This window comes from Paracoccus mutanolyticus, assembly GCF_003285265.1.
In the GTDB taxonomy this organism is placed as follows: Bacteria; Pseudomonadota; Alphaproteobacteria; order Rhodobacterales; family Rhodobacteraceae; genus Paracoccus; species Paracoccus yeei.
This window is the reverse complement of the sequence record NZ_CP030239.1, coordinates 1020899-1040018: the sequence shown is the minus strand read 5'-3', so window position 1 is coordinate 1040018 and position 19120 is coordinate 1020899. Positions and strand designations below refer to the sequence as shown.

The window sequence follows — 19120 nt, the reverse complement described above, 5'->3', positions numbered from 1 at the left end:
TCATCGTCCCGGTGCGTGGCTTGTGTCGTCGTCGTTCTACCAGAGGCAGAGGGGCCACAGGGTGCAGGCCGAAACAGGAAAGACACCGGACGAGACGCCGGCCGGCGTTTCTGGGCTTGCGCCGGCGCGCCAGCCCGTCTCGAGCAAGTTCATCCGCCGCGAAGGCGCGCGCGCCTCGGACGACGACCACGCCAAGGTCATCGCCCAGCGTTTCTCCATCCTGCGCACACGCCTTCTGCGTGAAATGCGCGACCGGGGCTGGCGCAAGCTGGCCGTGGCGCCGCTGACCCGGGGCGCGGGGGCGACCTTCGTCACGGTCAACCTGGCCCTGGCCTTGGCCCGGCAGAAGCACACCCAGGTCATGCTTCTGGACATGGACCTGGCGCGGCCCGCCATCGCATCGACCCTGGGCATCCCGGGTTGCGATTCCGTGTCGGCCACGCTGACGTCGGGTGGCGCGATCGGAACGCTGATCAGGCTGGTGGAAGAGGCGCCGAACCTCTCTGTCCTGGCCCCCGGCCGGGCCGAGCCCGATGCGTCCGAGATCTTGCAGGACCGTGGCTTGGCGCAGGCGCTCGAGTCGCTGGTCGAGGCGATGCCCGCCGAGGGGATCGCGCTGATGGACACCGGGCCCCTGCTGGCCGAGGACGAGGCGCTGGCGACGCTGCCGATGGCCGACGCGACCTGCTGGTGGCGGACGGACGACGCAACACCGCCGCCAACATGGCCGAGGCGCAGCGGCTGCTGACCGGCATGCCGCCCGTCCTGGGCCTTATTTTGAACAAATCCGAAGACTGACGAGCGATTAGGGATTCAGGCGTTTGGGACCAATTCAATCTTTGGCCGACATCATCTCGATGATCCGGCGGCGCTTGCCGCTGATGCTGACGGTGGTGGTGCTGGGCATCCTGTTTTCCTTCTATCTGATCGTTTCCTCGCCCCGGGTCTATGAGGCCTCGGCCGTGATCCAGATCGACATGCCCGCCGCGGTGGACCCGGGGGGCGACGCCTCGCTGCCCGCGTCGCAGCGGGTGCAGCTGATCGAACAGCGGCTGATGGCGCGGGAAAACATCCTGGACGTGATCGACCGGCTAGGCATGTTCAAGAACACCCCGGGGATGAGCGATACCGACAAGATCGCCGCGGTGCGCAGCTCGACCCGCATCAACAGCGTCGCGGCCCCTGGGGTCGCGGCGGGTTCGCGCATGTCGCTGGCAGCCATCATCATCACCTCGCAGGCCGAGACGGCCATGATGGCGGCGGCCATCGCCAACGACTTCGCCGACAGCGTGGTCAGCCGCGACCGCGAAAACCGCGAGGCCCGTATCGTCGAGGCCCGCAACTACCTGATGCGCGAGGAGGCGCGCTTGGGCGAGGCGCTGGCCGTGCAGGACCGCCGTCTGGCCGAGTTCAGCACCCGCAATGAGGACGCCCTGCCCAGCTCGCAGGAGTTCCTGCAGACCGAACTGGCGCAACTGGCCGAATCCGAAAACACCCTCGACCGCGAGATCATGGCGCTGCAACGCAGCCGCCTGGGGCTTGAGCGCCCGAGCCTGACCGCGGACACGCGGGCCTCGGCCACGCTGGTCCAGCAGATCCGCACGGCCGAGATCGAACTGGCCCAGGCCCGGCGCACCCTGGCCCCCGACCATCCCGAGATCGCGCGGCTCGAGGAAAACCTGCGCCGCCTGAACGCGGGCGACGAGAACAGCTCGAACCTGACCGAGCGCGAGGCGCAGCTCTACGACCGCCAGCTTGAACAGCTGGCCCAGCAAAAGAACCGCGTGCAGGAGCGCCGAAACGAAATCGACCGCGCCCGTGCCCGCGCGCCCCAGGTCGCCCGCGACCTCGAGGCGATGACGCGCGAACAGCGCCGGCTTCAGGACCGCACGCCGAGATTTCGCGCCAGCTGGCCCAGGTCGAGACCCAGCGCTTCTGATCAACAACGACCAGGCCGAACGCTTCGGATGCTGGAACGCGCCCTGCCGCCGGAATACCCCGCCATCTCGAGCCGCAAGTAAAAGGCGGCCCTGGGCGCGATGGGCAGCATCGGCCTGTCCTTTGCCATCGCTTTCGTCCTCGAGTTGATGAACCCCGTCCTGCGCCGGACCGACCAGTTCGCCCGCGCGACCGGCACCCGCCCAGTCATCGCGCTGCCCTATCGGCCAAGCGCCCGCGACCTGCGGATGCGGCGCCTGCGGGTGCTTTACATGCTGCTGCTGCTGATCGCGGGGGCCTTCGTGGCGCTGTGGCTGCTGGGCCGGATCCCGGGCCTGCCCTCGCCGGCCGTGGTGCCGGCCCCGACCGCCGGCATGGGCTGAGGGAGGGCTGGAGATGAGCGACACCTCGACCGACGCTCCGCGCAAAAGCTTCGCCTCGCGCGCGTTGGGCAGCGGGGCCTGGTCCATGGCCAATTTCGGCCTGGGCCAGATCATGCGGCTCGCCTCGAATCTGGTGCTGACGCGCATTCTCAGCCCGGACGACTTCGGCCTGATGGCCCTGGTCGGCAGCTTCCTGATCGGGCTGAACATGTTCAGCGACATGGGGCTTGGCCCTTCGATCATGCAAAGCAAGCGGGGGGACGACCCGGCCTTCCTGGACACGGCCTGGACGATCAAGGTCATCCGCGGCTTCATCATCTTCGGCACGGCCTGCGTCCTGGCCTGGCCGCTGGCGCTGTTCTACGACGCGCCGCAATTCGCCTGGGTCTTTCCGGCTGCCGCGATCTCGATGCTGGTGGGCGGCTTCTTTCCGACGCGCATCGACAGCGCCGGGCGACACCTGCAGATCGGCCGCCTGACGCTGATCGAACTTGCCAATCAGATGATCGGCATCCTGATCACCATCGCCGCCGCCCTGATCCTGCAAAGCGTCTGGGCGCTGGTCTGGGGCCAGGTTCTGGGCGCCTTCGTCCAGCTGGCGCTGTTTCACTACATGCTGCCGGGCCATGTCGACCGCTTCCGCATGGAAAAGGCCGCGCGGGACGAGATCGTCAAATTCGGCAAGTGGATCTTCTTCAGCACCATCCCGGCTTTCGCGATCCGAGGCGGCCGGATCATCCTGGGCCGCGTGCTGACGCTGGACCACCTGGGCATCTACAACATCGGCCAGTTTCTGGCGACGGTGCCGGGCCTTCTGGGCACGGCCATCGCGGGGCGGCTGTTCATCCCGATGTACCGCGAACACCCGCCCGGCGACAGCGCCGCGAACTTTCGGACGCTGGCCCGCACCCGGGCGGCCTTTACGGGCCTGCTGATGGTGGTTGCGATCGTTCTGGCGCTGATCGGGCCCTGGCTGGTCGATGCCCTTTACGATTCGCGCTATCATCGGGCGGGCGGCATCCTGGTTGCCATCGCCTGCATCCAGATGCTGCTGATCATCCCGCTGAGCTATGAGACGGCTGCCCTGGCCGCGGGCGATTCACGGGCCTTCTTCGTCATGCAGTCCAGCCGGGCGCTGATCTATTTCACGCTGGTCGTCATCGGGGCCTGGCTTTACGGGCTGATGGGCCTGCTGGCGGCGCAGGCGATCGCGCAGCTGTTCTGCTATCCGGTTTCGGTCTGGATGGCACGGCGGCAAAAGGCCTGGGACCCGCGCCACGACATCGCTGCGACCGTGCTGGCCGTCCTGGGCGCGGCGCTGGCCCTGACCTTGCATCGCGACGTCGTCGTGGCGGCGCTGCTGGTCTGATCCGGCGCCCGCCCGGGCGCCGTTAACCCCTTCTGCCCCGCCGTCCTCCGCGCTAATGAGACGGAAAGTCAGGAGGAGACGCGCATGAGCGACGACAACACCCCCCACAGGTCCCGGATCACCCCCGAGGAGGCGCTGGCCTATCACCTCGAACCGCGGCCGGGCAAATACGACATCGTCGCCTCGACTCCCATGGCCACCCAGCGAGACCTGTCGCTGGCTTATTCCCCGGGAGTCGCCGTCCCGGTCCAAGCCATCGCCGCGCGCCCCGAGACCGCCTATGACTATACCGTCAAGGGCAACATGGTCGCCGTCATCTCGAACGGCACCGCCATCCTGGGGCTGGGGAACCTGGGCGCGCTGGCCTCGAAGCCGGTGATGGAGGGCAAGGCGGTGCTGTTCAAGCGCTTCGCCGACGTGAACGCCATCGACATCGAGCTGGACACCGAAGACCCGGACCAGATCATCAATGCCGTCAAGCTGATGGGCCCCACCTTCGGCGGCATCAACCTCGAGGACATCAAGGCCCCGGAATGCTTCATCATCGAGCAACGGCTGAAGGAATTGATGGACATTCCGGTGTTCCACGACGACCAGCACGGCACCGCCGTGATCTGCGCCGCGGGCCTGCTGAACGCGCTGGAACTGTCGGGCAAGCGGATCGAGGACGTGCGCATCGTGCTGAACGGCGCGGGCGCGGCCGGCATTGCCTGTCTCGAGCTGCTGAAATCCATGGGCGCCCAGCACGACAACTGCATCATGTGCGACACCAAGGGCGTGATCTGGCAGGGCCGGACCGAGGGCATGAACCAGTGGAAGTCCGCCCACGCCGCCAATACCTCGGCGCGCACGCTGGAAGAGGCGATGAAGGGCGCGGACGTGTTCCTGGGCGTATCGGCCAAGGGGGCGGTGACGCCCGCGATGGTGGAAAGCATGGCCGAGAACCCGGTGATCTTCGCCATGGCGAACCCCGACCCGGAAATCACTCCCGAAGAGGCACACGCCGTCCGCCCCGACGCCATCGTGGCGACCGGACGCAGCGACTATCCGAACCAGGTGAACAACGTCCTGGGCTTTCCCTATCTGTTCCGCGGCGCGCTGGACATCCATGCCCGCGCCATCAATGACGAGATGAAGATCGCCTGCGCCCGCGCCTTGGCGGAACTCGCGCGCGAGGATGTGCCGGACGAGGTTGCCGTGGCCTATGGCCGCAAGCTGCAGTTCGGGCGCGACTACATCATTCCGACTCCCTTCGATCCCCGCCTGATCCATGTCATCCCGCCGGCCGTCGCCCAGGCCGGCATGGACACCGGGGTCGCGCGTCGCCCCATCATCGACATGGAGGGCTATGTCCAGTCGCTGAAGGCGCGCATGGACCCGACCGCCGCCATCCTGCAAGGCATCCACGCCCGCGCCCGTCAGGCCCAGGCCCGGATGATCTTTGCCGAGGGCGACGACCCCCGCGTGCTGCGCGCCGCCGTCGCCTGGCAGCGCGGCGGCATGGGTCAGTCCCTGGTCGTCGGGCGCGAGACGGATGTTCGCGAAAAGCTCGACGCGGTGGGGCTGGGCGATGCGGCGCGCGAGATCGTGGTGGTCAACGCCTCGAATTCGCGCCATCTGGAGCAGTATCACCAGACGCTGTACAACCGGCTGCAGCGCAAGGGCTATGACCGCGAGGATGCCAACAAGCTGGCGAACCGCGACCGCCATGTCTTTGCCGCGCTGATGCTGGCGCATGGCCACGGGGACGGGCTGGTGACCGGGGCCACGCGCAAGAACGCCCATGTGCTGGCCCAGATCGGCAAGGTCTTCGACGTGACCCCGGCGGCGGGGGCGGTGGGGATCACGGCGGTCCTGCACAATGGCCGCGTCATCCTGATCGGCGACACGCTGGTCCACGAGTGGCCCGAGGCCGAGGACCTGGCCGACATCGCCACCCGCGGCGCCCATGTCGCCCGCGGCCTGGGGCTCGAGCCGCGCGTGGCCTTCCTGTCGTTCTCGAACTTCGGCTATCCGGTCAGCGAGCGCGCGGTCAAGATGGCCCACGCCACGGAGGTCCTCGACCGCCGCGGCGCCGATTTCGAATACGAGGGCGAGATGACGGTGGACGTGGCGCTGAACCCGGTGCAGGCGGCCAAATACCCGTTCTCGCGCCTGACGGGGCCGGCGAACGTCTGGTGGGCCGGCGCGGCACTCGGGCTCGATCTCGGTCAAGCTGCTGCAAGAGATGGCGGGCGCCACTGTGGTCGGTCCGATCCTGACCGGCGTGCCCGATGCCATCCAGATCTGCTCGACCGGCTCGACGGTGAACGACATCCTGAACATGGCCGCCATCGCGGCGGGCCGGGTGGGGCAGGTGAAGTAAAGGGGGGCTCTGCCCCCACCCCTTGCCCGCCCTGCAGGCAGGCAAGGCGCCCCCCGGGATATTGGGGCACGAAAGAAGCGGCCTGGCCGTCAGCCCTCGCCGAAGCATTCGCCCCGTTCGGCCTGCCGCTGGCGTTCGCGGAACCGGTGCCGGTCGGCGTCGGAGTATTCGGCGTGACAGCGGTGGCAACTGACGCCGATCTCGTATTCGGGACGGTCGCGGTCCTCGGGCGCCAGGGGGCGGCGGCAGGCGTGGCACAGGTCGTAATGGCCGGGCCGCAACCCGTGGCCCAGGCTGACGCGCTTGTCGAAGACGAAGCATTCGCCCTGCCACAGGCTTTCCGTCTCGGGCACCTCCTCAAGGTATTTCAGGATGCCGCCCTTCAGGTGGAACACCTCGGGGACGCCTTCGCCCAGCAGGAAATTCGTGGATTTCTCGCAGCGGATGCCGCCTGTGCAGAACATGGCGATGCGCTGCCAGCGAAGCGGTGGGCATTGTCGCGCCACCACGCCGGAAAGTCGCGAAAGCTGCGGGTGCCGGGGTCGATGGCGCCGCGAAGGTGCCGATCTCGACCTCATAATCGTTGCGGGTGTCGATGACGGCCACATCGGGCGCCGCGATCAGCGCGTTCCAGTCGGCGGGCGCGACATAGCGTCCGACCGCCGTACCGGGATCGACGTCCGGCTGGCCCATGGTCACGATCTCGCGCTTTAGGCGGACCTTCATGCGGCCAAAGGGCATGGTTTCGGCGGCGCTTTCCTTCCAGTCCAGCTCCGCGCAGCCGGGCAGGGCGCGGATATGGGCCAGCACCGCGTCGATCGCCTCGCGCGATCCGGCGATGGTGCCGTTGATCCCCTCGGGTGCCAGCAGCAGCGTGCCGCGCACCCCCAGCGTGCAGCAAAGCCGCGCCAGCGGCGGCTTCAGCGCGGCGGGGTCGGGAAAGCGGGTGAAATGGTAAAGCGCGGCGACGGTCAGCATGATCCGGCCTTAGACTCGCGGGCCTGCCGGATCAAGCCTGCGGGCATTGACGCCCCGGCGGGCGCCCCCTACCAATCTCCGAAAGGAGAAGCGCATGCCCCGGACCCTGATCGTCGTCGATGTTCAAGTGGATTTCTGTCCGGGCGGCCGGCTGGCTGTCGCCGGCGGGGACGAGATCGTCGATCCGATCAATCGGCTGATGGCCGATTTCGACCATGTGGTGATGACCCAGGACTGGCATCCCGAAAGCCACAGCAGCTTTGCCGACAACCATCCCGGCGCCCAGCCGTTTTCGCTGGTCCAGACCGGTTACGGCCCGCAGGTGCTGTGGCCCCGGCATTGCGTCATCGGCTCGGACGGGGCGGCATTTCACCCGGCGCTGCAGACATCGCGTGCCGAGGCGGTTATCCGCAAGGGCTTTCGTCCGGGCATCGACAGCTATTCGGCATTCTTTGAAAACGACTACAAGACGCCGACCGGCCTGACCGGCTATCTGCGCGAACGCGATCTGGACGACCTGTATTTCGTGGGCCTGGCCTATGATTTCTGCGTCGCCTGGTCGGCGGTCGATGCGGCGCGGCTGGGTTTCCAGGTCTCGGTGATCGAGGCGGCGACGCGGGCCATCGACCTGAACGGCTCGCGCGAAGGGGCGCGGCAGACCATGCTGGAAGCGGGGGTGCGGCTGCTATGATGACGGCGACGGTGGATATCGCGACCCGGGTCTATAACCACAAGTGGAAGATCGATCCGATCGTGCGCTCGCTGATCGACACCGACTTCTACAAGCTGCTGATGTGCCAGTCGGTGTTTCGCAACCGCCCCGACACGCATGTGACCTTCAGCCTGATCAACCGCACGACCCGCATCCGGCTGGCCGAACTGATCGACGAAGGCGAGTTGCGCGAACAGCTGGACCATGTGCGCGGCCTGTCGCTGACGCGGGGCGAAAGCACCTGGCTGCGCGGCAACACCTTCTACGGCAAGCGGCAGATGTTCCGCCCCGATTTCATGGAATTCCTGGAAGGGCTGCGGCTGCCGCCCTATCAGCTGGAAAAGCGCGACGGCCAGTATGAGCTGACCTTCGAGGGCCGCTGGCCCGAGGTCATGCTGTGGGAAATCCCGGCGCTGGCGATCATCATGGAACTGCGCTCGCGCGCCGTGCTGAAGGAACTGGGCCGGTTCGAATTGCAGGTGCTTTACGCCCGCGCCATGACCCGGCTGTGGGAAAAGATCGAGCAACTGCGCGAGCTGGGGCCCGATCTGCGCATCGCCGACTTCGGCACCAGGCGGCGGCACAGCTTCCTGTGGCAGGACTGGTGCGTGCAGGCCATGATCGAGGGCCTGGGCGACGAGCGGTTCACCGGCACCTCGAACTGTCTGATCGCCATGCGCCGCGACATCGAGGCGATCGGGACCAACGCCCACGAACTGCCGATGGTCTATGCCGCGCTGGCCCGCAACGATCAGGAGCTGCGCGAGGCGCCCTATCGGGTCCTGGCCGACTGGCACGAGGAGCACGACGGCAACCTGCGCATCATCCTGCCCGATACCTACGGCACCAAGGGATTCCTGGAAAAGGCGCCGGACTGGCTGGCGGGCTGGACCGGCATCCGCATCGACAGCGGCGATCCCGCCGAGGGGGCCGAGACCGCCATCGCCTGGTGGCAAAGCCGGGGCGAGGACCCGCGTGAAAAGCTGATCATCTTTTCGGACGGGCTGGACGTGGACAAGATGTCCGAGCTGTTCCTGCGCTTCCAGGGCCGAGTCAAGGTCAGTTTCGGCTGGGGCACGTTGCTGACCAACGACTTTCGCGGGCTGGTGCCCGGGGACGGGCTGGCGCCGTTCTCGCTGGTCTGCAAGGCAGTGGCGGCGGACGGCCATCCCACGGTCAAGCTGTCCGACAACCCGGAAAAGGCGACCGGCCCCGCGCAGGATATCGCCCGCTATCGCCAGGTCTTCGAGGTCGGCCAGCAGCGGGCGAGCGCGGTCGTCGTCTAGGCGCGGGCCCCCTGCATGACCTTGCCCCTGTCCCGGTGGCGGCGGGCCAGTTCCCGCGCCTGGCGCCCGCTGGCGATGGGGCGCGCCGGGACGGGCGGGCCGTCGCCGCGCAGCAGGTCGGGGAAAAGCGCCAGCATCTCGGCACGCGCCTCGGCCGAGACGGCCTTCAGCGCCTCGGGCCCTGTGAACAGCGACTCGGTCTGCGCGCCTTCCGAGATCACGATCTCATGGCGGTTGAACAGCAGGTGGAAATAGTCCAGGCCATCGTCGCTTTCATCGACCGCGATGCCCGGAATGCCGGTCAGGAACCGGGCGGCAACCAGCACCTCGGGCTGGCCGAAGATGCGCTCCGCGATGCGCGAGCCGACCAGGATCCGGTGCTGCTGCGAGACGTAAAGATCGCGCCGGGGCAGGTCCGGCCCCAGCGTGCCCGCGCCGATGCGCACGGGGCGCATCTTGGGAAAGGCGCGCGCAGGCTGCCGTCCACCCGCCGCGACCCGATCCAGCGGATCGCCTGCCAGCCGTGGTCGCGGGTCATCACCCGGTCGCCCGGGCGCAGCGTTTCCACCGCGCGTTCGCCCTGGTCGGTCAGGATCATCGTTCCATGGCGAAAGCACAGGAAGGTCGGGCTTTGCAGGCCATAGCGGCTGCTGGTCAGCGCGCCGAAGTTGTTCTGTTTGACCGCCGTCAGCGTGATCGCCGCGATGGGCTTTAGCGTCAGCGCCTCGATTTCGGGGCGGCCGGCGTCCGTGGGCGGCGGCAGCAGATACAGCTGTCCCGTGCCGTCCTGGATGATCCGCAGCGTTACCCCGGCGGTGGAGGTGCCGTCCATGTAGGTCACCGTCCCGCGATACTGAACGCCAGCATCGACCGCCTGCCGCGTCCCGTTGATGGTGATGTATTCGGCCCCGACGGTGTGATTGCCAAAGGCCAGCGACCCGTTGGCATCGGCGTCGTGCAGTCCCAGGTGCAGGATCGAGTTCGCCAGCGGCGCCGTGCTGCTGCCGAAGCTGCTGCCGACCAGAGAGCCGGCCTTGTCTGCCCCCATCTGCTTTTCATCGGTGTCGAGTTCGGCAAAGGAACCCAGGGAAATGGCTTGGATGGTGGTGTCGGTCGACATGGGTTCGTTCCGGTTGGTCGCGGGGCCTTGGGCCAGGGGCGGCCGGTGCCATTCGTCGTCGCGACGCGGTCGCGACGGCGGCTGGTGCCGGCCGAAGGGTGCCTGAAAACGTCGGCCGATGCCCGGCCGTCTGCGATCAGGCATAGCCGCTTGCGCCCGGTCAGGCGAATCCCAACTGTTGAAAAAACGCTTCAAATCCGCCCGACCGGGCGGCGGTCAGATCCGGTCGCGCCAGCGATTGACCAGCGGATAACGCCGGTCCAGCCAGAAGGCCTTGGTGGAAATCCGCGGCCCCGGCGCGGCCTGATAGCGTTTCCATTCGCTGCCATAAAGCAGCGTCTCGACCCGCTTGACCGTCTCGGGCTCGAAGCCCTGTTCGACCAGATCGCGCAGCGCCAGGTCCTTTTCGACCAGCCCCTCAAGGATTGCGTCCAGCACCTCGTAGGGGGGCAGGCTGTCCTCGTCCTTCTGGTCGGGGCGCAGTTCTGCCGAGGGGGGCTTTTCGATGATCCGGGGCGGGATCACCTCGGCCGCCGGGCCCAGCATCCAGGGGCGGTGGTTTTCGTTGCGCCAGCGGCAGGTGCGGAACACGCGGGTCTTGTACAGGTCCTTGATGGGGTTGTAGCCGCCGGCCATGTCGCCATAGATCGTGGCATAGCCCACCGCGACCTCGGACTTGTTGCCGGTGGTCAGCAGCAGTTCGCCGAACTTGTTCGACAGCGCCATCAGCATGACGCCGCGCAGACGGGACTGGATGTTTTCCTCGGTGATGTCGGGGCTCGTGCCCGCCATCAGGGGCGCCAGGGCCGCGCCCACCGCGTCGCGCGCGCCGTCGATGCGCACGGTGTCCAGCCGCGTACCCAGCCTTCCGCGCAATCGGCCGCATCATCCAGGCTGGTCTGCGAGGTGTATTCGCTGGGCAGCATGACGCAGCGCACGTTTTCCGGCCCCACGGCGTCACTGGCAATCGTGGCGACCAGGGCCGAGTCGATGCCGCCCGACAGGCCCAGCACCACCTTGCGAAAGCCCGACTTGCGCATGTAGTCGCGCAGACCCTCGGTCATGGCGCGATAGTCCTGTTCCCATTCGTCGGGCTGATGCTCCATCGGGCCGGGCACCACGCGCCAGCCGTGGGCCGTGCGTTCAAGGTCCAGATGCAGGACCGCCTGGTCAAAGGGCACCATCTGCATCACCTTGTCGGCACCGCCATCTGCGCCCGGGTTCAGCGCAAAGCTCGCGCCGTCGTAAAGCTGGTCGTCCTGGCCGCCGACTGCGTTCAGATAGATCAGCGGCAGGCCGGTTTCGACCACGCGCGCGACCATGTGGCCCATGCGCAGGTCCAGCTTGTTGCGGTGATACGGGCTGCCGTTCGGCACCAGCAGGATCTCGGCCCCGCTTTCGGCCAGGGTCTCGGCCACGTCGGGCCACCAGGCGTCCTCGCAGATCGGGCTGCCGATGCGCAGCCCCTCCAGGCTGAAGGGGCCGGCAAGCGGACCGGGATTGAACAGCCGCCATTCGTCGAACAGCTGCTTGTGGGGCAGTTCGTGTTTCAGTACGCGGGTCAGCACCTTGCCGCCCTGAAGCACCCACCAGGCGTTGTAAAGCTTGCCCCCTTCTGCAAAGGGGCCGCCGATGCCGATGGCGGGGCCGTCGGCGCAGTCCCGCGCCAGCCCTTCGATCGCGACCATCGCGTCGCGGGTGAAGCCGGGCTTCAGCACCAGGTCCTGGGTCTGGTAGCCGGTGATGAACATCTCGGGCAGGGCCAGCAGCTGCGCGCCGGCGGCCCTGGCCTGCGCCCAGGCGTCCCGCGCCTTGGCCGCGTTGCCCGGCAGGTCGCCGACGGTCGGGTTCAACTGCCCAAGCGTGATGCGAAATCGGTCGGTCATCGCGTGCTCCTGTCCGGCTGTGGGCCTGTTGATAGGGCAGGGACGGGCAAAGGGAAAGTCGGCCTTTGCGACCCGCGGCGCTTGCGGTAAACCCGGCGCAAACAAGGCACGAGGCGGAGGCAGACCGATGAAAGCAGCCATGTTCGCTTGCGCGATGGTGCTGGCCGGGGTCGGCATGGCCGCGGCGCAGGGTGTCGTGACCAAGCAATACGACGACGGCGGCGTCTACGAGGGCACGTTCCGCGGCGGCAAGCAGCACGGGCGCGGCACCTATCGCCTGCCCTCGGGTTACGAATACACCGGCGACTGGGTCGAGGGCGAGATCTTGGGCCAGGGCATCGCCAGGTTCCCGAACGGCTCGGTCTATGAGGGCGCCTTTGCCCAGGGCAAGCCGCATGGCAAGGGCAAGATCACCTATGCCGACGGCGGCACCTATGAAGGCGACTGGGTCGAAGGCCAGATCACCGGCCAGGGTGTCGCGCATTACGCCAACGGCTCAGTCTATCAGGGCGGGTTCCTGAACGCGCTGCACGATGGCAAGGGCGTGCTGACCCAGCCGAACGGCTATCGCTACGAAGGCGACTGGAAGGCCGGGGTCAAGGAAGGCCGCGGCAAGATCACCTATCCCGACGGCGCCACCTACGAGGGCGAGATGCGGGCCGACCAGCGCGAGGGGCAGGGCAAGCTGGTGATGGCCGATGGGCTGACCTATGAGGGCGGCTGGATGGCCGGGCAGATGGCGGGGCAGGGGCGGCTGGTCCAGCCCTCGGGCGACAGCTACGAGGGCCGCTTTGCCAATGGCCGGCGCGAGGGGCGCGGCACCGCTACCTATGCCAACGGCGACCGTTACGAAGGCGATTTCCGCGCCGACCGCCGGCACGGCACCGGCACCTTCACCGGCACCGACGGCTATGTCTATGCCGGCGACTGGGTCGAAGGCCGGATGGAGGGCCTGGGCCGCATCACCTATCCCGACGGCTCGGTCTATGAGGGCGCGCTGAGGAACGACCTGCCCGAGGGCAAGGGCATCATCACCTATCCCGATGGCGCGAGCTATGATGGCGACTGGCTGGCCGGCGTGATCGAGGGGCAGGGCGTCGCCCGCTATGCCAACGGACTGGTTTATGAGGGCGGGTTCCGGCGCGGCCGGAACGAAGGCCAGGGACGCATGACCTATCCCGACGGCTATGTCTATAACGGCGCCTGGCACGACGGGCAGCGCCAGGGCCAGGGTCAGGCGACCTATCCCGACGGCACGACCTATGACGGGTCCTTCGTCGCCGGGCTGCGCCAGGGCAAGGGCCGGCTGATCGCGCCGGACGGGTTCCGCTACGAAGGCAGCTGGAAGGCCGGCGAGATCGACGGCGAAGGCGTTGCAACCTATGCCAATGGCGACGTCTACACGGGCCATTTCGTGATGGGCAAGCGGCAGGGCGCGGGGGTCATGCGCTATGCCACGGGGCAGGTCGCCTCGGGCGAATGGCAGGACAACCGGCTGGCCCGGCCCGAGCCGGTGGGCGGCGTCGCGTCCCGGGGCGAGGCGCCGGGCGCGACCCCCGACGGGCGCGTGCCCGCCGAGCCGGCGCAGCCCGAGCGCGCGTCAGATGACCCCGCTGGCGGCGCTTTCGGGCCAATGGGCAAAGGGCAGGACGCGGCCGTCCTGCCGGCTTTCGCGCACGCGGTCCAGGTCGACGCGGGCCTTGACCCAGCCGGGCTTGTCCATCTCGCCCTCGGCCAGGATGCCGGTTTCGGGCCACAGCCCGTCCGACGGCGCATAGATGGGCCCGGCCGCGGTTCTCGTCGATGGCGGGGTTCCAGCGCAGGCCCTGACCGGTCAGTGCGCCATGGAACGCGCCAGCTATGTCGGAAGCGCTCGCGCCATGGCGTACACCTTCACCGAATGACCTGGTTTTACGCCGCCGTTGATACTGTGCAAGTTGCTAAATTACCTCGATTTAGCACTCGGACAGTTGCCGCGCAAGTCAGGGCGAATTCGCTGTCATAGCAGATCAGGATGCCCAGCCGGCCGACGGGCGTGTCAAAGACGCGCAGGCCCGGATTGGCCACGACATTCCATTCCTCGCGTTCGAACCGCGTCATGATCTGCTTGTCCTGATGGCCGATGACGCCATCCGGGCCGAACAGGACGGCGCGGTTGAAGGGCCGTTCGCCCACGAACACCGGGCCCGAGGCGGCCAGGATGTGGATGCCATGCGCGGCTGCAAGCTCGGCATGCAGCGCGTCGCGGGCCGCTTGCGTCCTTGCGACCTCGTGCAGCGACGCTTCGAGGTCCGAGGCGATGTCCTTGCCGCCCAGCGACGCAAGTTCCATCGCGCCGTATTCGGGAAACACCAGCAGGTCGCAGTCGGATGCAGCCTCGACCCAGCGGGTCAGCTTGGCACGATAGGCGTCAAAGTCGTCGAACCAGTCGAACTTGTAGGCGGCGGCGGCGATCTTGATTTCGCGTGTCACAGGGTCTTCATCCAGAATTGCAGCGGTTTTCGGGTCGAAACCGGCGCGTCGATGTCTTTCCAGTCGAACTCTGCAACCACGCCGGAAAGGGGCTCATAGCCCCTTTTGCGCCAGAAGTCATCCAGCGGGCGGTAACCCGCCGGGCGCAGCGGGTGGTTCTTGGGGCGCTGCACGCTGCAAAAGGCGCTGTAGCGCCGGCCAAGGGCGCGCGCCTGCGCCTCGCGTCCGTCGAAGAAGGCGTGTCCCAGACCATGGCCGCGATACGCCGGCAGCAGCACGGATTCCGCGCAGTAAAAGATTTCCTCAAGCCTTTCAGGGCGGTTGGCAAAGGCTGCGGCGAAGTCGCCCGCGTGATGCTCCATCGGGGCGCCGGTCGCGGCACCGACCATGCGCGCCCCGTCATAGGCCGCGACCACCACCGCGCCGGGCGACTGATAGGCCCGCAGATAGTCGCGTTCATAGGCAGGATCGCCGTCGTAAAGATAGGGCCAGTCGCGGAACACCGCGATGCGCAGCCGTGCCAGGTCGTCCAGCACGGCCCCGACCGAATCGCCCGTCAGGATGCGTGTCAGGGTCACGCCGAAACCTGTGCCGTCCAGTCCGACAGGTTGTAATAGGTCGTCACCCGCGCGATCTTGCCGTCGCGGATCGTGAAGAACGTGCCGGCGGGCAGCACGTATGTCTGGCCGCGCGCCTCGGGCAGGCCCTCGTCGGTTTTCAGATAGGTGCCGTTGACGGTGAACTCGGCCGCCGCGCGGTCGCCCGCCTCGTTGGCGAAGATCACGATGTCGGTCAGGTGCTCGCGGTAGCTTTCCGTCATCTTGGCGTTGAAGTCGCGGAACTTGTCCTTGCCGCGGCGGATGCCGCCTTCGTTGACGTGATGCTCGACCTCGTCATGCAGATAGGTCAGCATCTCGTCGGTGCGGCCGGCGTTGAAGGCGTCGTAATAGGCGGCGATCAGGGCTTTGCTGTCCATGGGCTCCTCATGTGCTGGGCCTGTTTTCTAGCCGCTTGGGCGCAAGGCGTCACCTGAGCATTTGGATGGACTTGAGCACTTCTTCACCTCCTGCGGCTATGGCTGGGCGCGATGCGGATTTTCAAGACCGCCAAGCTGATATAGCCAAGGGGCGGCAAGGAAAGGACAGCCCATGACGCGACGCCGGATCGACTGTTTCAAGGCCTATGACATTCGCGGCCGCCTGGGGATCGACCTGGACGAGGACGTGGCCTGGCGCGTCGGCCGCGCCTTTGCCGCATCCCGGCGCGAGGTGATCGTGGGCCGCGATAGCCGCGAAAGCTCGCCCGCGCTGGCCGCCGCGCTGATCCGCGGCCTGACCGAGGGCGGCGCGAACGTGCGCGATCTGGGCCTGGCCGGCACCGAGGAGATGTATTTCGCGACCGCCCATTACGGCGCCGATGGCGGGATCGAGGTGACGGCGTCGCACAACCCCATCGACTACAACGGCATGAAGCTGGTGGGTCCGGGCGCCGCGCCGCTGGACCCCGACACCGACTTTGCCCGGCTCGCCGATCTGGCGCAGGCGGGTGCGTTTTCACCCGCCACGCCCGGCACCGCCCGCCCGTTCCCCGAGGCGCGGGAAAGCTATGCCCGCGCCGTGGTCGATTTCGTCGATGTCGCGGCGCTGCGGCCGATGACCATCCTGGTCAATGCCGGGAATGGCACCGCCGGGCCGACCTTCGATGCCATCGCGGCGGAGCTGGACCGGCGCGGCGCGCCCCTGCGCTTCATCCGCATCAACCATGATCCCGATGCGGCTTTCCCCAATGGCATCCCGAACCCGCTGCTGCCGGAAAACCAGCCGATGACGGCCGATGCCGTGCGGGCGCATGGCGCGGATCTGGGCGTGGCCTGGGACGGCGATTTCGACCGCTGCTTCTTCTTCGATGCGGGCGGGCGGTTCATTCCGGGCGAATACATCGTCGGCCTGCTCGCCACGGCCTTTCTGGAAAAGCACCCCGGCGAGCGCATCGTCCACGACCCGCGCGTGGTGATGAACACCCGCGCCATGATCGCCGAGGCGGGGGGGCAGGCGGTCCAGGCACGCACCGGGCATGCCTTCGTCAAGAAGGCGATGCGGGATCGGGCCGCTAGCCGCCGAGATGTCGGCGCACACATTCTCCGGACTCGCCTGTGCTCGAAGCGATGATCCCCTGGCTGCTGGTGGCCGAACTGGTGTCGCGCAAGGGCCAGCCGCTGGCCGACCTGCTGTCGCAGCGCATCGCGGCCTTTCCCTCGTCGGGAGAGATCAACTTTCGCCTGGACGATCCCGATGCCGCCATCGCCCGCGTGCTGGCGGCCTATGCCGCAGAGGCCCGGTCGCGCGACGACACCGACGGGATCAGCCTGGAGTTCGCCGACTGGCGCTTCAACCTGCGGCGCTCGAACACCGAACCCGTGGTGCGGCTGAACGTCGAGGCGGCGGGGGATGCCGAGCTGGTGGCCCGGCAGGCGCGGCGGATCGGGGCGCTGCTGACCGGGCCCCAGGGCTAAAGCAGGAAGTCGTCGGCGTCCGCCCGCCCGCCCGCGCCCAGCGAGATGATCAGGTCAGCGGTGCGGTCGCCGTTCAGGTCCACCTGGATCAGGCTTTCACCGGTGGCGGTCAGGATGCTGCGCACCTGGCGCCCGCCGCTGAACGCCCCGTTGTCGATGAAGCTCAGCCCCAGGCCGCGCATGTCGATCAGGTCGCGCCCCAGCGCGAAATCGGTGATGACATCGCGGCTCTTGTCGAAATCGGTGGGGGCGGTGAACAGGAACACATCCGCGCCGGCCCCTCCGGTCAGCCGGTCGGCGCCCGCGCCGCCCGACAGCGTGTCGCTGCCGGCCCCGCATTGCAGCACGTCCGCCCCGGCCGCGCCCCACAGCCGGTTGTTGCCGTAAAGATCGGTCAGCACGTCGTTGCCCAAGCCGCCGTTCAGCGTATCGCTGCCTGCGCCGCCGTCCATGCGGTCGTTTCCGGCCTCGCCCCACAGCTGGTCGTTTTCCGTGCCGCCCAGCATGGTGTCGTTGCCGCCGCCGCCATAGAGCAGGTCGAACCCGGCTTCGCCCTGGATCACGTCCTGACCCTCGCCCCCGAACATCCGGTCGCTGCCGGTCCCCCCCAGCATCCGGTCGTCCCCCGTATGGCCCTGGATCGTGTCGTTGCCGGTGCCGCCCAGCATGCGGTCGTTCCCGCCCTCTCCCTTCAGCAGGTCGGCCCCGTCACCCCCTTCGAGGATGTCGTCGCCGGTCGCGCCGGAAGAATGTCGTTGCCCAGCCCGCCGATCAGGCGGTCGTTGCCGTCCCCGCCGCCCAGCGCGTCGTTCCCCGCCCCGCCCTGCATGATGTCGTTGCCGGCCTCTCCCCACAGGCGGTCATTGCCGTCGTCCCCTCCAGCCAGTCGTTCCCGGCGCCGCCCCACAGCGTGTCGTTGCCCGCCCCGGCGAACATCCGGTCGAGCCCCGCCTGCCCATTCAGCATGTCGTTGCCGGCCTGGCCGTGAAGGCTGTCGTTCCCGGCATGGCCCAGCAGGACATCGTTGCCGTCGCCTCCGGTCAGCAGGTCGTTGCCCAACTCGCCGTAAAGGCTGTCATTGTCGGCATTGCCCTGCAGCGTGTCGTTGCCAAGGCCGCCGTAAAGCACGTCGCTGCCCGCTTCCCCTGCCATCAGGTCCGCATCGAGGCCGCCCATCAACAGATCGGCGCCCGCGCCGCCGTGCAGCGTGTCAGGCCAGGCCCGCCATGAAGCCTGTCATTGCCGTCCCCGCCCTCGAGCCGGTCGTTGCCGGCAGAGCCGTCGATCAGGTCATTGCCCAGGCCGCCGGACAGGGTGTCCGACCCGATCCCGCCCATCAGGCTGTCGTCGCCCGCGCCGCCCAGGATCAGGTCGTTGCCACCGCCGCCGTCGATCGTGTCGCGGCCGTCATCGCCATAAAGCCGGTCGTTGCCCAGGCCGGTCCGGATCTCGTCGTCGCCAAGGCCGCCCCAGACCACGTTCGCGCCAAGCCGTCCTGGATCAGGTCGTTGCCCGCCCGCCATAGATCAGGTCATTGCCCGCCTGGCCATAAAGCGAATCGAGCCCGTTGCCGCCGAACAGGGTGTCGTTCGCATCGCCGCCGTACAGTTCGTCGTCGCCATCCCCGCCGCGCAGCAGGTCGGTGCCCCATTCGCCCAGCAGCCTGTCCCGGCCCGGCCCGCCAAGCAGCGTGTCCAGCCCCATGCCGCCCAGGATCGTGTCATTGCCGATGCCGCCGCCCAGCAGGTCCGACCCGTTGAAGCCATAGATGGCGCCGCCCGTCGCACCCGCGAACAACCTGTCGTCCAGCCCCGTCCCCAGCCGGTTGGCCGAAGGCGCGGGCGGCTGGTAATGCGCCACCGGAAAGATCGAATTGTCGAAATCCGATGTCTGCAGCGTGCTGCCGTCCCGGGTGCGGATGATGATGATCGTGTCGCCAAAGGCGATGCGAATCCCGTCCCATTGCCAGCGATAGGACAGCTGCAGCGTGCTGCGGATCATCCCCAGGTTTGAAAAGTCCAGCTGGTCGACGCCCTTTTCGAAGTCGCGGATGATGATGGTGCCCTGGGCCGCGCCGATCACGAACAGGTCGGCGCCGT

At 67.8% G+C, this 19120-nt stretch carries 13 protein-coding genes and 8 pseudogenes; 10 read left to right on the top strand and 11 right to left on the bottom strand.

Going from position 1 to position 19120, the window contains the following annotated elements; all coding sequences use genetic code 11:
• Positions 1-61 precede the first annotated feature (61 nt).
• The 5 genes and pseudogenes from DPM13_RS05685 (at position 62) to DPM13_RS05670 (ending at position 6055) form a co-directional block, all read left to right on the top strand.
• Positions 62-748 (top strand): P-loop NTPase family protein, encoded by a 687-nt coding sequence (locus DPM13_RS05685; protein ID WP_223252375.1) that lies wholly within the window; start codon positions 62-64, stop codon positions 746-748.
• A gap of 91 nt (positions 749-839) precedes the next feature.
• The gene (locus DPM13_RS05680; RefSeq protein WP_223252374.1) at positions 840-2021 is read left to right on the top strand and encodes a GumC domain-containing protein; all 1182 of its coding nucleotides are present in this window, start codon (positions 840-842) and stop codon (positions 2019-2021) included.
• Between the two features lie 18 nt (positions 2022-2039).
• Positions 2040-2321, top strand: a complete 282-nt coding sequence (locus tag DPM13_RS22315) for a hypothetical protein (RefSeq protein ID WP_223252373.1) — start codon at positions 2040-2042, stop codon at positions 2319-2321.
• 13 nt (positions 2322-2334) lie between these two features.
• On the top strand, positions 2335-3690 hold the full coding sequence (locus DPM13_RS05675) for an oligosaccharide flippase family protein (protein ID WP_112887622.1): 1356 nt from the start codon (positions 2335-2337) through the stop codon (positions 3688-3690).
• A gap of 84 nt (positions 3691-3774) precedes the next feature.
• Positions 3775-6055 (top strand): annotated as a pseudogene (locus DPM13_RS05670) (NADP-dependent malic enzyme).
• Positions 6056-6144: 89 nt separating this feature from the next.
• Here DPM13_RS05670 and trhO read toward each other — a convergent pair.
• Positions 6145-7033, bottom strand: a pseudogene (gene trhO, locus DPM13_RS05665) (oxygen-dependent tRNA uridine(34) hydroxylase TrhO).
• Between the two features lie 94 nt (positions 7034-7127).
• Between trhO and pncA the strand changes: the two are divergent.
• Both pncA and pncB read left to right on the top strand, forming a co-directional pair.
• Positions 7128-7724 (top strand): bifunctional nicotinamidase/pyrazinamidase, encoded by a 597-nt coding sequence (gene pncA / locus DPM13_RS05660; RefSeq protein WP_112887621.1) that lies wholly within the window; start codon positions 7128-7130, stop codon positions 7722-7724.
• Positions 7721-9031, top strand: coding sequence for a nicotinate phosphoribosyltransferase (gene pncB / locus DPM13_RS05655; RefSeq protein WP_080621033.1), 1311 nt, complete (start codon positions 7721-7723; stop codon positions 9029-9031). The genes pncA and pncB overlap by 4 nt, the downstream gene beginning before the upstream one ends.
• Here the strand turns inward: pncB and DPM13_RS05650 are convergent.
• Together DPM13_RS05650 and DPM13_RS05645 are read right to left on the bottom strand one after the other, a co-directional pair.
• Positions 9028-9629, bottom strand: a pseudogene (locus tag DPM13_RS05650) (Hint domain-containing protein). The gene pncB and the pseudogene DPM13_RS05650 overlap by 4 nt on opposite strands.
• A 738-nt stretch (positions 9630-10367) precedes the next feature.
• Positions 10368-12037, bottom strand: a pseudogene (locus DPM13_RS05645) (NAD+ synthase).
• Positions 12038-12176: 139 nt separating this feature from the next.
• On the opposite strand from DPM13_RS05645, the pseudogene DPM13_RS05640 reads away from it, so the two are divergent.
• A pseudogene (locus DPM13_RS05640) lies at positions 12177-13598 on the top strand (MORN repeat-containing protein); the annotation flags it as partial.
• Positions 13599-13637: 39 nt separating this feature from the next.
• Here the strand turns inward: DPM13_RS05640 and DPM13_RS26670 are convergent.
• The 3 genes and pseudogenes from DPM13_RS26670 to DPM13_RS05625 form a co-directional block, all read right to left on the bottom strand.
• A pseudogene (locus DPM13_RS26670) lies at positions 13638-14439 on the bottom strand (hypothetical protein).
• 66 nt (positions 14440-14505) lie between these two features.
• Positions 14506-15087 (bottom strand): GNAT family N-acetyltransferase, encoded by a 582-nt coding sequence (locus DPM13_RS05630; RefSeq protein WP_112887620.1) that lies wholly within the window; start codon positions 15085-15087, stop codon positions 14506-14508.
• Complete coding sequence (locus DPM13_RS05625; protein ID WP_028718361.1) at positions 15084-15485, bottom strand: ketosteroid isomerase-related protein; 402 nt, start codon at positions 15483-15485, stop codon at positions 15084-15086. Before DPM13_RS05625 ends, DPM13_RS05630 begins: the two co-directional genes overlap by 4 nt.
• A 172-nt stretch (positions 15486-15657) precedes the next feature.
• On the opposite strand from DPM13_RS05625, the gene DPM13_RS05620 reads away from it, so the two are divergent.
• Together DPM13_RS05620 and DPM13_RS25795 are read left to right on the top strand one after the other, a co-directional pair.
• Entirely contained in the window at positions 15658-16677 is a 1020-nt protein-coding gene (locus DPM13_RS05620; RefSeq protein ID WP_317616391.1) for a phosphohexomutase domain-containing protein, read from the top strand.
• A complete protein-coding gene (locus tag DPM13_RS25795) occupies positions 16662-17021 on the top strand; it encodes a phosphohexomutase domain-containing protein (RefSeq protein ID WP_317616390.1) in 360 nt (119 codons plus the stop codon). The genes DPM13_RS05620 and DPM13_RS25795 overlap by 16 nt, the downstream gene beginning before the upstream one ends.
• Here the strand turns inward: DPM13_RS25795 and DPM13_RS05615 are convergent.
• From DPM13_RS05615 to DPM13_RS24845, 5 genes and pseudogenes are all read right to left on the bottom strand, one after another.
• Complete coding sequence (locus DPM13_RS05615) at positions 17018-17689, bottom strand: calcium-binding protein (RefSeq protein ID WP_189654854.1); 672 nt, start codon at positions 17687-17689, stop codon at positions 17018-17020. The two genes, DPM13_RS25795 and DPM13_RS05615, sit on opposite strands and share 4 nt — an antisense overlap.
• Before the next feature lie 122 nt (positions 17690-17811).
• A pseudogene (locus DPM13_RS26665) lies at positions 17812-17928 on the bottom strand (calcium-binding protein); the annotation flags it as partial.
• A 5-nt stretch (positions 17929-17933) separates the two neighbouring features.
• Positions 17934-18227, bottom strand: a pseudogene (locus DPM13_RS24855) (calcium-binding protein); the annotation flags it as partial.
• Positions 18197-18544, bottom strand: a complete 348-nt coding sequence (locus tag DPM13_RS24850; RefSeq protein ID WP_112887618.1) for a calcium-binding protein — start codon at positions 18542-18544, stop codon at positions 18197-18199. The pseudogene DPM13_RS24855 and the gene DPM13_RS24850, both read right to left, overlap by 31 nt.
• Complete coding sequence (locus DPM13_RS24845) at positions 18522-19103, bottom strand: calcium-binding protein (RefSeq protein ID WP_189654852.1); 582 nt, start codon at positions 19101-19103, stop codon at positions 18522-18524. Before DPM13_RS24845 ends, DPM13_RS24850 begins: the two co-directional genes overlap by 23 nt.
• Between the last annotated feature and the right edge of the window lie 17 nt (positions 19104-19120).